The sequence below is a fragment of the Ruegeria sp. CDSA141 genome (genome assembly GCF_059612005.1).
In genome coordinates this window covers 231,642-245,994 of the sequence record NZ_JBXWPT010000001.1, presented here as the reverse complement: position 1 = coordinate 245,994, position 14,353 = coordinate 231,642, and the positions used below count along the sequence as shown (strand labels likewise).

Sequence of the window (14,353 nt, the reverse complement as noted above, 5' to 3'; positions counted from 1 at the left end):
TCAGCTGTCCTGACGCATGCGCCAGAGTTGAAAAATGTTGATCCCCGCATAGATGAACCCCGCCAGAGCAGCGAGATCAAACAGCAGAGCGTGCCGGGTCGTCAAACCCAGCTCGGGGCCAATGAACAGGTTCATTGCAAGCCAGATCAGCATGGTCACAGCGATGACCACCCCGATATGTCGGCCCTTGCGGGCTATGGCCTGTTCCTTGTCCTTGTCCATATTCCCCTGATACCCCGGACGGGCATCCGTCTAGTCTTTGTACGTGCCCTCAGATTTGGCACGTTTGGCAAATTCGGTCTCTTCACCCGCCGCAAGCTTGGCCGCCTGTTCAATCCAATTATCGCGCTCGATCCGGCCCTTGAATTTCAAACGCGCATCAACCCACGCCACGTGTTCGGTCGTCCAGGCAGCGATCTGATCGTAGTGATAGAAACCCAGCTCGTTCAGTGTCTGCTCCAGCTTGGGACCGACGCCTTTCAACAGCTTCAGGTCATCTGCCTTGCCGTCGCGTGCAGCGGTCAGAGTCTCGGGCTGATCTTCGGTGACGTCTGCGGGCTTGGCCGCGGCTTCCTTGGCAACAGGTTTGGCTTTCGCCTCAGCCGCTTGTTTCACAGCCGGCTTCGGCGCCTCGGGCGATTTCGGAGGTTTTGCTGCCGCCGACGCACCCGCCTGCTTGCCATCCTTGCCAAGCCACGGCGTCAGGATCGCAACCTCAGTCCCGTCGATACGTTTGACCGTGTCGCCCAGATCGGTCGCCAGCTCAACACTGGCGTTGTATTGCGGCTTGCCAGCTTCATGCTCGGTCAGGCTGCTGAGGCCCTTCAACGGCTCAGCCGCATAACGTCCGTTTTGAGGACCGGGCGTCGGCACCTTGCCCGCCACCAGATCGTCGATGATCCTGCCAAAGCTCTCGGCCGTCAGATCCTCGTAGTAATCCTTGCCGATTTGCGCCATCGGCGCGTTGGTGCACGAGCCGAGGCATTCCACCTCTTCCCAGCTCAGCTTGCCATCGGCAGAAAGTGCATGTGCTTTCGCCGCAATCTTTTCCTTGCAGACCGCGATCAGATCTTCGGCCCCGCAGATCATGCAGGAGGTCGTGCCGCAGACCTGAATATGCGCCACCGAGCCAACCGGTTGAAGCTGGAACATGAAGTAGAAAGAGGCAACCTCAAGCACACGGATATAGGCCATGCCCAGCATATCTGCGACGGATTCAATCGCCGGACGGCTCAACCAGCCCTCTTGTTCCTGCGCGCGCCACAGCAGCGGGATGACCGCGCTGGCCTGACGCCCCTCGGGGTATTTGGTGATCTGCGCTTCGGCCCATTGCTGGTTGGCAGCGGTGAAGGCAAAGCTTTCGGGTTGTTCGGGATGAAGACGGCGGAGCATTAGCGGTCAATCTCTCCAAATACGACATCCATGGTGCCGATGATGGCGGCGACGTCGGCCAGCTGATGGCCCTTGGCGACGTAATCCATGGCTTGCAGGTGCAGGAAACCCGGTGCGCGCAGCTTGGCGCGGTAGGGTTTGTTGGTGCCGTCGGCGACCAGATAGACGCCGAACTCGCCCTTGGGGGCTTCGACAGCGGCATAAACTTCACCTGCGGGGACGTGGAAGCCTTCGGTGTACAGCTTGAAGTGATGGATCAGGCTTTCCATCGAGGTCTTCATGTCCGACCGTTTCGGCGGGGTGATCTTGCCTCGGGCCAGAACGTCACCGGGGCAGTCGCGGATTTTGACGATGGCCTGCTGGATGATCAGCAGCGATTGGCGCATCTCTTCCATGCGCACCAGATAGCGATCATAGCAGTCGCCGTTCTTGCCGACGGGAATCTGGAACTCGAACTCGTCATAGCATTCATAGGGCTGCGCGCGGCGCAAATCCCATGCCAGACCGGATCCGCGCACCATCACGCCCGAGAAGCCGTATTTCTGGATGTCATCCTCGGTCACGATGCCAATATCGGCGTTGCGCTGTTTGAAGATGCGGTTTTCGGTCAACAGGCCGTCGATGTCGTCCAGAACGGTGGGGAATTCGTGGCTCCATGCCTCGATATCGTCCAGCAGTTCCGGCGGCAAATCCTGATGAACACCACCGGGGCGGAAATAGGCCGCGTGCAAGCGGGCGCCACAGGCACGCTCATAGAACACCATCAGCTTTTCACGCTCTTCAAAACCCCAGAGCGGCGGGGTCAATGCGCCCACGTCCATAGCCTGTGTGGTCACGTTCAGCAGGTGGTTCAGGATGCGTCCGATTTCGGAATACAGAACCCGGATCAGCGAGCCCCGGCGCGGCACCTCGACCCCGGTTAGCTTTTCGATGGCCAGGCACCAGGCATGTTCCTGGTTCATCGGCGCCACATAATCCAACCGGTCGAAATACGGCAGGTTCTGAAGATAGGTCCGGCTTTCCATCAGCTTTTCGGTGCCACGGTGCAGCAGGCCGATATGCGGATCGCAGCGTTCGACGATCTCACCGTCCAGTTCCAGCACAAGACGCAGAACCCCGTGCGCCGCAGGGTGTTGCGGGCCGAAGTTAATGTTGAAATTGCGGATCTTCTGTTCTCCGCTCAGCGCGTCCGTGCTGCCGTCATCGTATCTTGAGCCGTCCATCAACGCCCTCGTTTCTTTTTCGCATCGGCCCGAACCCGAACCTTTTCCGCCTCGGCGGCCTTGGCTGCGGCCCCCGCCAGCAGAACCCCCAACGCGCCCAGAATGATCAACTCACCCATCATCTCAGCGGCGCTCCAACTCTTGCAGTTTCAGCCCGACCCACCACAGCAAGGCTATCGTGCCAAAGGGAACCAGACATAGCAGGCACCAGTATTTGTTGATCCCGAAGAACGGCAAAATCTTCACCATCGGAATGATGGTCAGCGCAGACAGGATCAGCCACCAGATGCCACCCATTATTCGGTCTCCTGTTTCTCATCCCCCGGCAGAATGTAGTTCGCACCCTCCCACGGGGACATGAAATCAAACTGTCGGTATTCCTGCACCAGGCTGACCGGCTCGTAGACCACGCGCTTTTGCGCCTCATCATAGCGCACTTCGGTATAGCCGGTGGTTGGGAAATCCTTGCGCAGTGGGTAACCACGGAACCCATAGTCGGTCAGGATGCGCCGCAGGTCCGGATGGCCCGAGAACAGGATGCCGAACATGTCGAACACCTCACGCTCGAACCAATTGGCCGAGGGGTGCACGTCAACGATTGACGGCACCATGTCGTCTTCACGGATCGAGACCCGCAGCCGGATGCGCTGGTTCTGGTACATCGAAAGGAAGTGATACACCACGTCGAACCGCTTGGCGCGCTCGGGGTAATCCACGCCGGTGATATCCACCAGAGTCGAGAATTTGCAGTTCTGGTCGGATTTCAGGAATTCGACGAATTCCACGAGATTCGACGGTGCCACGTCCACGTTCAGTTCGCCGTGGGTTACGTCCCATGACAGAACACAATCAGACCGTTTCAGCTCCAACTGTGTGCCGAGTTCCTTGAGTGCTTCGCTCATCAGCTCTCTCCTCAGCGGACAATTGTGCCGGTACGGCGGATTTTACGCTGCAGCTGCATCAGGCCATACAACAAGGCCTCAGCCGTCGGAGGGCAGCCGGGCACGTAGATGTCCACAGGAACAACCCGGTCACATCCACGCACGACGGAATAAGAATAGTGGTAATACCCACCGCCATTCGCGCAGGAGCCCATCGAGATCACATAGCGTGGCTCAGGCATCTGGTCATAGACCTTGCGCAAAGCCGGGGCCATCTTGTTGGTCAGTGTTCCTGCCACGATCATCACATCCGACTGGCGCGGGGACGCCCGAGGCGCGATACCAAACCGTTCTGCATCATAACGTGGCATAGAGGTATGCATCATCTCAACCGCGCAGCAGGCCAGACCAAAGGTCATCCAATGCAGCGAGCCAGTGCGCGCCCAGTTGATGATGTCTTCGGTCGAGGTCAGCAGAAAACCTTTGTCCTGCAACTCGGCGTTCAGGGCCTGGGTGGCGACTTCCTTGTCGACACCGGCAGTGTTGGCACCTGTCATCACTCCCATTCCAGCGCCCCCTTCTTCCATTCATAGGCAAAGCCGATGGTCAGAACGCCCAGGAACACCATCATGGACCAGAACCCGACATCGCTGATGTCCTTGAAGCCCACCGCCCAGGGAAACAGGAAAGCAATTTCCAGATCGAAGATGATGAACAGAATCGAGACCAGATAGAATCGGACGTCGAATTTCATCCGCGCGTCGTCGAAGGCATTGAAACCACATTCATATGCGCTGACCTTTTCGGGGTCGGGATTGCGGACGGCCAGTACGACGGCGGCCAGGATCAAGACGATCCCAAGGCCCACGGCAACGGCCAGAAACACCAGAATCGGGAGGTACTCCCGCAGCAGGTCTTCCACGAATAGCTCCTTTCCTGCGCACGCATCTTGTCGGGTGCGCCGTCAATTGGCATGTTGACTGGACATTCTCTATCCCTGCGGGGTCAGAGGGTCAACCGAACACAGCCCCCTTCGCAATCAAACCTGCGCTTGACAGCGCGGCATAGAATCGCAGTACCAGCGTTTGGCTTTGGCTTGGCGGAACCTGGTAAAACCTACTTATTCCATGCAGGTTTTCGTTTTTCAAAAAACGCCGCGATCCCTTCGCGTGCCTCTTGTGTTTCCCACCGTTCGACCAGCTCGCCTATGGTCTGATCGATCACGGCATCGTCGATGCGCGGACCCAGAGAGCGTACCAGCGCCTTGGCAGAGGCAACCGCCCCGGGCGCGCAAGACAAATAGGGGCGAATTTCGTCTTCAACCGCGTCCGAAAGCCGATCTGCCGAAACGGCTTTCGCCAGCAGGCCCAGATCAACGGCCTCGGAAGCATCGAACAAACGGGCTGACATGAACACCCGGCGCGCGCGGGCTTCGCCCATGCGGGCGATGACATAGGGGCCAATTGTTGCGGGGATCAGCCCCAGGCGCGTTTCGGTCAACCCCATCTTCAGACTGTCGACCCCAATCGCGACATCGCACACGGCTGCCATTCCCACACCACCACCGAAGGCATTGCCCTGCAACGCCCCGATCAAAGGCTTTGGCATTGTGTTCAGAGCCTGCAACATCTCGGCCAGCTTGCGCGCCTCGACAAAACGCGTCTTTTTGTCGGCCGCCATCTGGTCCTGCATCCATCCCAGATCACCGCCGGCGCAGAACGTCTTTCCCGCCGCTGCCAGAACGACCACCCGGACAGCGTCATCCTGACCCAGTTGTGATGCAGCCTCGGTCAATTCAGTGATCATTTGCCCCGACATGGCGTTGTGTTTTTCCCGCCGGTTCAGAGTGAGCGTGGCAACACCACGCACATCTGTCGAGACCGTGATCGTTTCAAACATGTCAGCCTCTCAAAGCCCTGGTCATCAGCGCCGCCTCTTCAATCACGTCGATATCCAGACCGGTTTCGTATCCCAGGCGATGCAAGTGCGCCACAACAGCCTCGGTGGCTACGTTTCCTGCGGCACCCGGGGCGTAGGGGCAACCGCCCAACCCGCCCACGGCTGCGTCAAACACCCGCACACCAAGCGCCAATGCAGCGTCGATATTATCGATCGCACGCCCATTGGTGTCATGAAAATGCCCCGCCAGTCGCGTCACCGGAACCCTCTCGCGAACCGCCAGAAGCATATGCGCGACCTTATCCGGCGTCCCCTGTCCAATCGTGTCGCCCAGTGAAACCTCATAACAGCCCAGCGCAAAAAGCCGATCAGCGACCTCGGCCACTTTTTCGGGCGGAGTCGGACCGTCGTATGGGCAATCCGTCACGCATGAGACATAACCGCGAACAGGCAGGTCGACATGGCGCGCCGCCTCCAGAATCGGCGTAAACCGCTCAATCGACTCGGCGATAGAGGCATTGATATTGGCTTTCGAGAATCCTTCGGAGGCCGAGGCAAACACGGCGATCTCGTCCGCCTTGGCCGCCAGCGCATCGCCATATCCATGCATGTTCGGCGTCAGCGCGGCATAGCGCACCCCATCCACTCGGGTGATTCCGCCCAGAACCTGAGCCGATCCCGCCATCTGCGGCACCCATTTCGGAGAGACAAAGCTTGCGACCTCGATCCTGCGGAAACCCGCACGGCTGAGGCAATCGACCAAGGCGATCTTGTCTGACACCGGTATCTCGCGCTTTTCGTTCTGCAGCCCGTCGCGCGGCCCGACCTCGTAGATTTCGACCAGGTCACCCATGTCGCCCCTCCTTCTGGATTGTTGTCGCTTCAAACAAAGATCGTCTGACCTTTGCACGCCGCGTTGCGCGGGTACAGGTCAAGCTTCTTCCTCCAACCTCACCAAGGCAGCCCCGGCTTCGACCTGCGAACCGTCCTCGACCAGCACCTCGGCAACAACCCCGTCCCGCGCCGCAAGCAGAGAATGCTCCATCTTCATCGCTTCCAAAATGGCCAGACGATCACCTTCCTGTACGGTTTGTCCCGCTGTGGCAAAGACGGCTTTGACCAGACCGGGCATAGGAGCCTCGATCACATTGGTGTCGCCTGTGGTGCTGGCATCCCGGTCCAGCGGATCGATGATGTCGAAGCTCTGACCGTAGTTGGTGAAAACCGTCAGTGTCCCATTGTTTGCAGCAACGCGAGGCATTTGCCTACCGTTCAACGCCCATCGCCCGGCGGCACGTTCCGCAACAACGCGATCCTCGCCAATCTGCCAAATCTGGCGATCCGGCCCATCGACCTGCACGTCCAACTTCAGCACTTCATCGTTACTGGACAGTTGCACAGCGCGATGCAGCGGCGCCCAGAGAGAAAACCCGGTTTCCGGGTCGACATCCACAAGATCCAGTGCAGTCATCGCAGCTGCGACTGCCGTTGCAACCGATGGCTCAGGTTCCTGTACCAACGCTTCGATATCTCGACCGATAAGCCCCGTATCGACATCGCCCGAGGCAAATCCTTCGTGACGCGTCAACGCGCCCAGAAAAGCCAGATTTGTGACAGCACCTGCAACTTCAGTCTGTTGCAGCACCCGGTTCAACGTCTCAAGCGCGACGGCGCGTGTCGATCCATGCACCACTACTTTGGCGATCATCGGGTCATACCACGGGCTGATCGTGTCCCCCGCGCGAACGCCGCTATCGGCGCGACAATTGGCAGGGAAAACCAGATGAGTCAGCGTTCCCGTCGCTGGCAGGAACCCTTTCGGAACGTCCTCGGCATAAAGCCGGGCCTCAAATGCATGGCCGGAGATCGCCAGATCATCCTGTTTTTTGGGAAGGTTTTCGCCTGAGGCTACGCGCAACTGCCATTCGACCAGATCAATGCCTGTGATGGCCTCTGTTACCGGGTGTTCCACCTGCAGGCGCGTGTTCATCTCCATGAACCAGAACCTGTCTGGGCGCAGCCCGTCAGAGGCATCAACGATGAACTCGACCGTGCCTGCGCCTTTATAGCCGATCGCCTCGGCGGCGCGAACGCCCGCCTGCCCCATAGCCTCACGCATTTCGAATGTCATGCCCGGGGCCGGGGCTTCTTCGATCACCTTCTGGTGGCGGCGTTGCAACGAGCAGTCGCGTTCAAACAGATGCACTGCATGCGTACCATCGCCAAAGACCTGAACCTCGATATGACGGGGCTTGGCCACGAATTTCTCGACCAGCACGGCATCATTGCCGAAGGCGGTCCGGGCCTCACCCCGCGCGCTGTCCAGCGCGGCCGCGAAGTCCTCCGGTTTCTCGACCAGCCGCATCCCCTTGCCGCCGCCGCCTGCGACGGCCTTGATCAGAACCGGATAGCCTATCGTGTCCGCCGCACCTGCCAGATGTTCGGGGTCTTGATTGTCCCCGTGATAACCTGGCACGACTGGCACGCCGGCCTGCTCCATCAACACCTTGGCCGCGTCCTTGAGGCCCATCTTGCGGATCGCATCCGCCGAGGGGCCGATAAAGGTCAGACCCGCAGCCTGAACCGCATCCACGAAACCGGGGTTTTCTGAAAGAAACCCATAGCCCGGATGGATCGCCTGTGCACCGGTATCCAGCGCCGCCTGTATGATCACATCCCCTTTCAGATAGCTATCTGCCGGGGCGGGACCGCCAATATGAATCGCCTCGTCCGCCATCTGAACATGTTTTGCCGCCGCGTCCGCATCGGAATAGACAGCAACGCAGGACACGCCCAACTTCTGAGCCGTCTCCATCACCCGGCAGGCGATCTCACCCCGGTTGGCAATCAGGATTTTACTGAACATGTCTTTCACCCTTCCACTGCCAGATCTTCGACGAGACGGAACCGTTCGCACACGAGTTTCATCTCGGGATCAAAGCCGCCGTTTCGTTGGAAATAACGGCGATGATCTTCCCGCCATCCTTCAAGCGTTTCATTCTCACCTTCAGCCAAAGCGAATTCCTCGGTCACATCACAATAACGCTTGATCGAGACATCGACGGTTTCAATGACCAAAGCCGGTGTGTCATCCCAGTTCAGCGCAATATCGCGTCGACCGGGCTTCGGCATTTCAGGACTGCCGTCTGGATAGTTGCAGAGCGCATCGCAGGTCGCTGTTTTACGGCCAGAACGGACCAAAGCCAGAAGCTCTGCACTCAGCAAGAGGTTGTCGCCGAATTTGAAGGTTTGCGCACCGGGATAGCGGGCCATGATGTCTTTCAAACTCTCGCTCATCTTACATCCTGAACACGCCGAAACGTGTCTCCTCGATCGGGGCATTAAGAGCGGCGCTCAGCGACAGCGCCAGCACATCGCGGCTTTTACGCGGGTCGATGATGCCGTCATCCCACAGACGGGCCGAGGCATAGAGTGGATGCGACTGTTCCTCGAACATATCCAGCGTCGGGCGTTTGAATTCGGCCTCTTCTTCTGCGGACCACGTGCCACCCTGCCGTTCTATCCCGTCGCGCTTGACGGTGGCCAGAACGCCAGCCGCCTGCTCACCACCCATCACCGAAATCCGCGAATTCGGCCAGGTCCACAGGAAGCGCGGCTGATAGGCGCGACCCGCCATGCCATAGTTCCCGGCCCCGAACGAGCCACCGACCAGCATCGTGATCTTGGGCACCGAAGTGGTCGCCACCGCCGTCACCATCTTGGCCCCATGCCGCGCGATCCCCTCGTTTTCGTATTTCCTGCCCACCATGAACCCGGTGATGTTTTGCAGGAACACAAGCGGGATTTTACGTTGCGAACACAGCTCGACAAAATGCGCGCCCTTCTGCGCGGCCTCAGAGAACAGCACACCGTTGTTGGCGATGATGCCGACCGGGCAACCTTTGACATGAGCGAAACCGGTCACCAGTGTCTCGCCAAACCGGGGTTTGAACTCATCGAACCGAGAGCCATCGACCAGACGCGCGATCACCTCGCGGATGTCATAAGGGGTCCGCAGGTCGGCAGGAACAACACCCAGAATCTCGTCGGGATCATAGGCCGGGTCCTCGGGGCTGGCCCAATCCACCGTCTGCGGTTTGCGCAGGTTCAGCGACCCGACCGCGCGACGCGCCAAGGCCAGCGCGTGGGCGTCGTCCTCAGCCAGATAGTCGGCCACGCCGGACAAGCGCGTGTGCACGTCGCCGCCGCCCAGATCTTCGGCGCTGACGACCTCACCGGTCGCAGCCTTGACCAGAGGCGGTCCGGCCAGAAAGATCGTACCCTGCTCTTTCACGATGATCGTCACATCCGACATCGCCGGAACATAGGCCCCGCCCGCCGTGCAGGAGCCCATCACGACAGCGATCTGAGGGATACCCTTCGCGCTCATCCGAGCCTGATTGTAGAAGATGCGACCAAAGTGATCGCGGTCGGGGAAGACCTCATCCTGATTGGGTAAGTTCGCGCCACCGCTGTCCACCAGATAGATGCACGGCAGATGGTTTTCCTCGGCAATCTCCTGCGCGCGCAGGTGTTTCTTGACCGTCATCGGATAGTAAGTGCCGCCCTTCACGGTGGCGTCGTTGCAGACCACCATGACCTCGCGCCCCTGCACCCGGCCAATCCCCGCGATCACCCCGGCGCAGGGCGCGGCATCTCCATACATCCCATGCGCCGCCGTCGCCCCGATTTCAAGGAACGGAGACCCCGGGTCCAGCAAGTTCGCCACCCGCCGACGGGGGAGCATCTTGCCCCGCGATTCATGCCGCACGCGGGATTTCTCGCCACCGCCCATGCGGGCCGCTTCGGCAGCCGCAGAGATTTGCGCCAGCGCATCCAGATGGGCCGCGCGGTTTGCCTTGAAGCCCTCAGAGGCGGGCATGGCTTTGGATGTGAGTTTCATTCTGCTTCCAGTCCTCCAGGCGCAACTGACAATCGTTCAAGATCTCTGGCTGCGCTCCATCGCACGATGATGTTAAAAGTCTCGCACATAAATTCTGTCATTTGGGAACAGTCTGGATCGAATTCATCATTTCTGAATTCCTCTAAACGCCGCGGGTAAGACCATTTCCTGAAGCCACTCAAACCTATTACTTGATCAGGCAAGCCCTCCGCTATTGCTTCAGTTTTGGATAGAAGATGAGCGTTTAACTTCTCCATACAGGCGCGCCGTTCCTCGGGCGGATGTCCAAGTTCGCAATAGTCATATGCTGAAGACATACATCGAGTATCCATTTCGTTCGCTATGACCGTGCTGGATAGCGCCGTGCATTTGTCAAACCAAGTTGGGACATCCAGTGTTTCTGTCGTTCCCTGAGCAACAAGCCCGCCGGCGGCACAAAAAGTCAAAACACAAAGTGTCAGCAGTCGTTTCATTCATGAATCTCCCCCGCCGCCCGCGCCTTCAACTCCTTGCGGATCACCTTCCCCGTCACCGTCATCGGCAGTTCCTCCAGAAACGCCACCTCGCGTGGATAGGAATACTGCGCCAGACGGTCCTTGACCCACTTCTGCAACTCGGCACCCGTGGCCTCAGCACCCGGTTTCAACACCACATAAGCCTTCACGATCTCGGTCCGCAGCGGGTCAGGCTTGCCGACTACGCCGACCGTTGCGACCGCCGGGTGGGTTAGCAGGCAATCCTCAATCTCTGCGGGGCCAATGCGATAACCGGCTGAGGTGATCACGTCGTCATCGCGACCGACAAAGCGCAGATAGTCCCCCTCCCAAACACCACGATCCCCGGTGATCAACCAATCACCCCGGAACTTCTCAGCCGTCGCCTCGGGTCGGTTCCAGTATTCCAACAGCATCGAGGCCGAGCCGCGCCGGATGGCGACATCGCCTTCCTCGCTGGTCGGGTTGCCGTCATCGTCGATCACCGCGACCTCATGCCCGGGCACCGGCTTGCCGATGCAGCCGGGTTGAACGGGGAAATCCTTGGCGCAGGAGGATACGACCATATTGCATTCGGTCTGGCCGTAGAACTCGTTGATCGTCAGTCCAAACGCACCTTGGCCCCAGGCTAGCATCTCGGCCCCCAGCGGCTCACCCCCGGACGCGACCGAGCGCAAACCGGGGATCGCCTGATTCGCGGCCTTGAGCATCCGCAGCGCGGTCGGGGGAAAGAAAGCATTCCGCACCCCGCCCCGCGCAATGATTTCGGCGCAGGCTTCGGGGGTGAACTTCTCAAGCCGTGCCGCGACAACCGGGATACCCAGCGCAAGGCCCGGCATCAGCACATCGAACAGCCCGCCGATCCACGCCCAATCCGCCGGGGTCCAAAGGCAGTCTCCTTCGCGCAGGTGATTGTGGCTGATCGAGACGCCCGGCAGATGCCCGGTCAGAACCCGGTGCCCATGCAGCGCGCCCTTCGGGCTGCCCGTGGTGCCTGAGGTATAGATCAATACAGCCGGATCTTCAGGCCCGGTCGCTGCAAACGGTACAGCCGGACCCGCCTCGCCAATTTCGGATGCAATCAGAGGTTCGGCCAGATCGCCCAGCAGATCCGCCCCTTCGGCATCGGTCAGCACGATCTGAACGCCTGCATCGCCAGCCCGCGACCGCAGCGCATCCTGCTTGAACAACTTGAACAAGGGCACCGAAGTCCCGCCGATCTTCCAGATTGCCAGATGCGCCGCTGTGCACCAGGGAGACTGGCTCAGCAGCACTCCGATCCGATCACCGGGCCGGACGCCGGCCAGCAGGGCGCGGGCAATCCCATCAGTCATTTGCGCCAGTTGCCCATAGGTTGTCAGCCGCCGCCCTGATCCGGTCAGATCGATAAGCGCCACCTGATCGGCCGGATGGTTCAGACATTGCTGCGCCATGTTCAGCCGGTCCGGTATGTCCCAACCTCCTTCTGAGCGCAAACCCGGTATGCGTTCAGCGTGCAGCAACGCGAATTCCCCTTGTTTTCCTGATGCTTCGCGACGTGATCTTGGGCGGACGCATCACGCAAACTTGATGCAGATCAGAGTGGCCGGACACCGCCTTTGCGAAACCAAGAGCATCAACATAACCAAAGGCAAGAATATGACAAAGAAACTCGCCGCTTTGACACTGTCTACTGCACTGGTCGCCCTGGCGGCTCCAGCTTTGGCCCAGTCGCAAGGGGACTGGACGCTGGGCATCGGTGTTGGCTATCTGGACCCGAAATCCGACAACGGCACGCTGGCTGGTGCGGCAGCAACGATCGACGCGGACACCCGCCCGATTTTCACTGCTGAGTATTTTATTCGCGACAACCTGGGTATCGAGCTTTTGGCTGCGACCCCGTTCAAACACACCGTTGCCCTTGGCGGTACGGACGCGGCCACGGTCAAGCAGTTGCCGCCCACCTTGTCGCTGAACTATCACTTCCCGACCAACAGCGCCTGGAAACCCTATGTCGGTGCCGGCCTCAACTATACGATCTTCTTCGACGAGCAATCGCCCCTGGGTAACATCAAGGTCGATGACTCCTTCGGCGTCTCGTTGCAGGCCGGTCTGGATTACATGGTCACCGACAACGGGGCGATCCGCCTGAACGTGCGCTGGTTCGACATTGACTCGGACGTCTCGCTCAACGGCGCCCCCATCGGCACTGCGGAAATCGATCCCTGGCTGGTCGGTGTTTCCTACGTCCATCGGTTCTGATCCCGTCTCCAAAACGCCCTGCGGTTTCCTCATCCGCAGGGCGTTTTTTGCTCTCAGAGCATTTCATTCATCATTTCGCGGCCGATCAGCATCCGGCGAATCTCGCTGGTGCCTGCGCCGATTTCCATGAGCTTGGCATCCCGGAAAATCCGGCTGACCGGCGCATCCGACAGGAAACCCGCCCCGCCCAGCGCCTGAACCGCCTGATGGGCCTGAACCATCGCCTGTTCCGACGCGTAAAGGCAGCACGCCGCCGCATCCTGCCGGGTCACATCGCCCCGATCACAGGCTTTGGCCACCTCGTAGACATAGGCCCGCGCCGAATTCATCGCGGTGTACATGTCGGCAATCTTGCCCTGCATCAACTGAAAGCTGCCGATGGGTCTGCCGAACTGCTTGCGCTCAGCCACATAGGGCATCACTTCGTCCAGGCAAGCGGCCATGATGCCGGTCCCGATGCCGGCCAGCACGACCCGTTCATAATCCAGCCCCGACATAAGCACGGCCACACCCTTGCCCTCTTCGCCCAACACGTTCTCGAACGGGACCTCTACGTCTTCAAAGATAAGCTCAGCCGTGTTCGATCCGCGCATACCCAGCTTGTCGAAATGGGGCGAGGTCGAAAAACCCTTCATCTCTTTTTCGATCAGAAATGCCGTGATGCCCTTCGATCCGGCATCGGGATTCGTCTTGGCATAAACCACCAGAGTATCCGCGTCCGGTCCATTGGTGATCCAGTATTTATTGCCATTCAAGCGGTAATGGTCGTTACGCTTTTCAGCGCGCAGCTTCATCGACACCACATCCGACCCGGCCGAGGGCTCTGACATTGCCAGCGCTCCTACATGCTCCCCGGAAATCAGGCGTGGCAGGTATTTCTGCTTCTGCTCGTCGGTGCCGTTCAGCTTGATCTGGTTCACGCACAGGTTGGAATGAGCCCCGTATGACAAGGAAACCGAGGCCGATGCACGCGCAACCTCTTCCACGGCGATCGTATGCGCCAGATAAGACATGCCTGCACCGCCATACTCTTCAGGCACGGTGACACCCAACAGACCAAGCTCTCCCATCTCTTTCCACAGCTCGTTCGGAAAGGCATTCGTGGCGTCGATCTCAACCGCCATCGGCTTGACACGCTCCTGCGCCCAGCGATGCACCATCTCGCGCAGGGCATTCACATCCTCACCCAGATCGAACTTCATCGTGGCCATGAACATCTGCGTCTTCCCTCCGCTTTAATGAACAAGTGTTCAATAAATCTCTAGCAGCGAATCTGTTCCCGGTCAATCTTTGTGACAGCTCGTCTGAAATGGAAAACGC

Annotated in this window: 17 protein-coding genes; 1 reads left to right on the top strand and 16 read right to left on the bottom strand. The window is 59.4% G+C overall.

The window, feature by feature from the left end:
- From AC2FLP_RS01215 to AC2FLP_RS01145, 15 genes are all read right to left on the bottom strand, one after another.
- The gene (locus tag AC2FLP_RS01215) at positions 1-222 is read right to left on the bottom strand and encodes a DUF5337 domain-containing protein (RefSeq protein WP_299638355.1); all 222 of its coding nucleotides are present in this window, start codon (positions 220-222) and stop codon (positions 1-3) included.
- A 30-nt stretch (positions 223-252) separates the two neighbouring features.
- A complete protein-coding gene (locus AC2FLP_RS01210) occupies positions 253-1,392 on the bottom strand; it encodes an NADH-quinone oxidoreductase subunit E (RefSeq protein WP_496681280.1) in 1,140 nt (379 codons plus the stop codon).
- Complete coding sequence (locus AC2FLP_RS01205; RefSeq protein WP_205511898.1) at positions 1,392-2,615, bottom strand: NADH-quinone oxidoreductase subunit D; 1,224 nt, start codon at positions 2,613-2,615, stop codon at positions 1,392-1,394. The genes AC2FLP_RS01210 and AC2FLP_RS01205 overlap by 1 nt, the downstream gene beginning before the upstream one ends.
- On the bottom strand, positions 2,615-2,737 hold the full coding sequence (locus tag AC2FLP_RS01200) for a hypothetical protein (protein WP_256367742.1): 123 nt from the start codon (positions 2,735-2,737) through the stop codon (positions 2,615-2,617). The genes AC2FLP_RS01205 and AC2FLP_RS01200 overlap by 1 nt, the downstream gene beginning before the upstream one ends.
- A 1-nt stretch (position 2,738) precedes the next feature.
- A complete protein-coding gene (locus AC2FLP_RS01195) occupies positions 2,739-2,912 on the bottom strand; it encodes a hypothetical protein (protein ID WP_010442775.1) in 174 nt (57 codons plus the stop codon).
- Complete coding sequence (locus AC2FLP_RS01190; protein ID WP_117868397.1) at positions 2,912-3,517, bottom strand: NADH-quinone oxidoreductase subunit C; 606 nt, start codon at positions 3,515-3,517, stop codon at positions 2,912-2,914. Before AC2FLP_RS01190 ends, AC2FLP_RS01195 begins: the two co-directional genes overlap by 1 nt.
- 11 nt (positions 3,518-3,528) lie before the next feature.
- The gene (locus tag AC2FLP_RS01185) at positions 3,529-4,062 is read right to left on the bottom strand and encodes a NuoB/complex I 20 kDa subunit family protein (RefSeq protein ID WP_010442777.1); all 534 of its coding nucleotides are present in this window, start codon (positions 4,060-4,062) and stop codon (positions 3,529-3,531) included.
- A complete protein-coding gene (locus AC2FLP_RS01180; RefSeq protein WP_050602775.1) occupies positions 4,053-4,418 on the bottom strand; it encodes an NADH-quinone oxidoreductase subunit A in 366 nt (121 codons plus the stop codon). The genes AC2FLP_RS01185 and AC2FLP_RS01180 overlap by 10 nt, the downstream gene beginning before the upstream one ends.
- 194 nt (positions 4,419-4,612) lie before the next feature.
- Positions 4,613-5,395 carry a crotonase/enoyl-CoA hydratase family protein gene (locus tag AC2FLP_RS01175; protein WP_299894594.1) on the bottom strand — a complete coding sequence of 261 codons (783 nt, stop codon included), beginning with the start codon at positions 5,393-5,395 and terminating at the stop codon, positions 4,613-4,615.
- 1 nt (position 5,396) lies between these two features.
- Entirely contained in the window at positions 5,397-6,248 is an 852-nt protein-coding gene (locus AC2FLP_RS01170; protein WP_299894596.1) for a hydroxymethylglutaryl-CoA lyase, read from the bottom strand.
- A 78-nt stretch (positions 6,249-6,326) separates the two neighbouring features.
- Positions 6,327-8,261, bottom strand: a complete 1,935-nt coding sequence (locus tag AC2FLP_RS01165; RefSeq protein WP_496681286.1) for an acetyl/propionyl/methylcrotonyl-CoA carboxylase subunit alpha — start codon at positions 8,259-8,261, stop codon at positions 6,327-6,329.
- A gap of 5 nt (positions 8,262-8,266) precedes the next feature.
- Complete coding sequence (locus tag AC2FLP_RS01160; protein ID WP_496681288.1) at positions 8,267-8,692, bottom strand: ASCH domain-containing protein; 426 nt, start codon at positions 8,690-8,692, stop codon at positions 8,267-8,269.
- A gap of 1 nt (position 8,693) precedes the next feature.
- Positions 8,694-10,298, bottom strand: a complete 1,605-nt coding sequence (locus AC2FLP_RS01155) for a carboxyl transferase domain-containing protein (protein WP_496681290.1) — start codon at positions 10,296-10,298, stop codon at positions 8,694-8,696.
- Positions 10,295-10,771: a hypothetical protein gene (locus tag AC2FLP_RS01150; RefSeq protein WP_496681293.1), complete on the bottom strand. Its 477-nt coding sequence runs from the start codon at positions 10,769-10,771 to the stop codon at positions 10,295-10,297. Before AC2FLP_RS01150 ends, AC2FLP_RS01155 begins: the two co-directional genes overlap by 4 nt.
- Positions 10,768-12,294: an AMP-binding protein gene (locus AC2FLP_RS01145; RefSeq protein WP_496681296.1), complete on the bottom strand. Its 1,527-nt coding sequence runs from the start codon at positions 12,292-12,294 to the stop codon at positions 10,768-10,770. Before AC2FLP_RS01145 ends, AC2FLP_RS01150 begins: the two co-directional genes overlap by 4 nt.
- Before the next feature lie 136 nt (positions 12,295-12,430).
- On the opposite strand from AC2FLP_RS01145, the gene AC2FLP_RS01140 reads away from it, so the two are divergent.
- Positions 12,431-13,033, top strand: coding sequence for an OmpW/AlkL family protein (locus AC2FLP_RS01140; RefSeq protein WP_117872632.1), 603 nt, complete (start codon positions 12,431-12,433; stop codon positions 13,031-13,033).
- A 53-nt stretch (positions 13,034-13,086) separates the two neighbouring features.
- Here AC2FLP_RS01140 and AC2FLP_RS01135 read toward each other — a convergent pair whose 3' ends face one another.
- Complete coding sequence (locus AC2FLP_RS01135) at positions 13,087-14,250, bottom strand: isovaleryl-CoA dehydrogenase (RefSeq protein ID WP_117868389.1); 1,164 nt, start codon at positions 14,248-14,250, stop codon at positions 13,087-13,089.
- Positions 14,251-14,353: the final 103 nt, after the last annotated feature.

Excerpts from the sequence above, each read along its gene's own strand:
- AC2FLP_RS01170 (WP_299894596.1), bottom strand. The coding sequence starts at position 6,248 with ATGGGTGACCTGGTCGAAATCTACGAGGTCGGGCCGCGCGACGGGCTG.
- AC2FLP_RS01155 (WP_496681290.1), bottom strand. The coding sequence starts at position 10,298 with ATGAAACTCACATCCAAAGCCATGCCCGCCTCTGAGGGCTTCAAGGCA.
- AC2FLP_RS01205 (WP_205511898.1), bottom strand. The coding sequence starts at position 2,615 with ATGGACGGCTCAAGATACGATGACGGCAGCACGGACGCGCTGAGCGGA.
- AC2FLP_RS01185 (WP_010442777.1), bottom strand. The coding sequence starts at position 4,062 with ATGGGAGTGATGACAGGTGCCAACACTGCCGGTGTCGACAAGGAAGTC.
- AC2FLP_RS01215 (WP_299638355.1), bottom strand. The coding sequence starts at position 222 with ATGGACAAGGACAAGGAACAGGCCATAGCCCGCAAGGGCCGACATATC.
- AC2FLP_RS01160 (WP_496681288.1), bottom strand. The coding sequence starts at position 8,692 with ATGAGCGAGAGTTTGAAAGACATCATGGCCCGCTATCCCGGTGCGCAA.
- AC2FLP_RS01210 (WP_496681280.1), bottom strand. The coding sequence starts at position 1,392 with ATGCTCCGCCGTCTTCATCCCGAACAACCCGAAAGCTTTGCCTTCACC.
- AC2FLP_RS01165 (WP_496681286.1), bottom strand. The coding sequence starts at position 8,261 with ATGTTCAGTAAAATCCTGATTGCCAACCGGGGTGAGATCGCCTGCCGG.
- AC2FLP_RS01195 (WP_010442775.1), bottom strand. The coding sequence starts at position 2,912 with ATGGGTGGCATCTGGTGGCTGATCCTGTCTGCGCTGACCATCATTCCG.
- AC2FLP_RS01135 (WP_117868389.1), bottom strand. The coding sequence starts at position 14,250 with ATGTTCATGGCCACGATGAAGTTCGATCTGGGTGAGGATGTGAATGCC.
- AC2FLP_RS01175 (WP_299894594.1), bottom strand. The coding sequence starts at position 5,395 with ATGTTTGAAACGATCACGGTCTCGACAGATGTGCGTGGTGTTGCCACG.
- AC2FLP_RS01200 (WP_256367742.1), bottom strand. The coding sequence starts at position 2,737 with ATGATGGGTGAGTTGATCATTCTGGGCGCGTTGGGGGTTCTGCTGGCG.
- AC2FLP_RS01150 (WP_496681293.1), bottom strand. The coding sequence starts at position 10,771 with ATGAAACGACTGCTGACACTTTGTGTTTTGACTTTTTGTGCCGCCGGC.
- AC2FLP_RS01190 (WP_117868397.1), bottom strand. The coding sequence starts at position 3,517 with ATGAGCGAAGCACTCAAGGAACTCGGCACACAGTTGGAGCTGAAACGG.
- AC2FLP_RS01140 (WP_117872632.1), top strand. The coding sequence starts at position 12,431 with ATGACAAAGAAACTCGCCGCTTTGACACTGTCTACTGCACTGGTCGCC.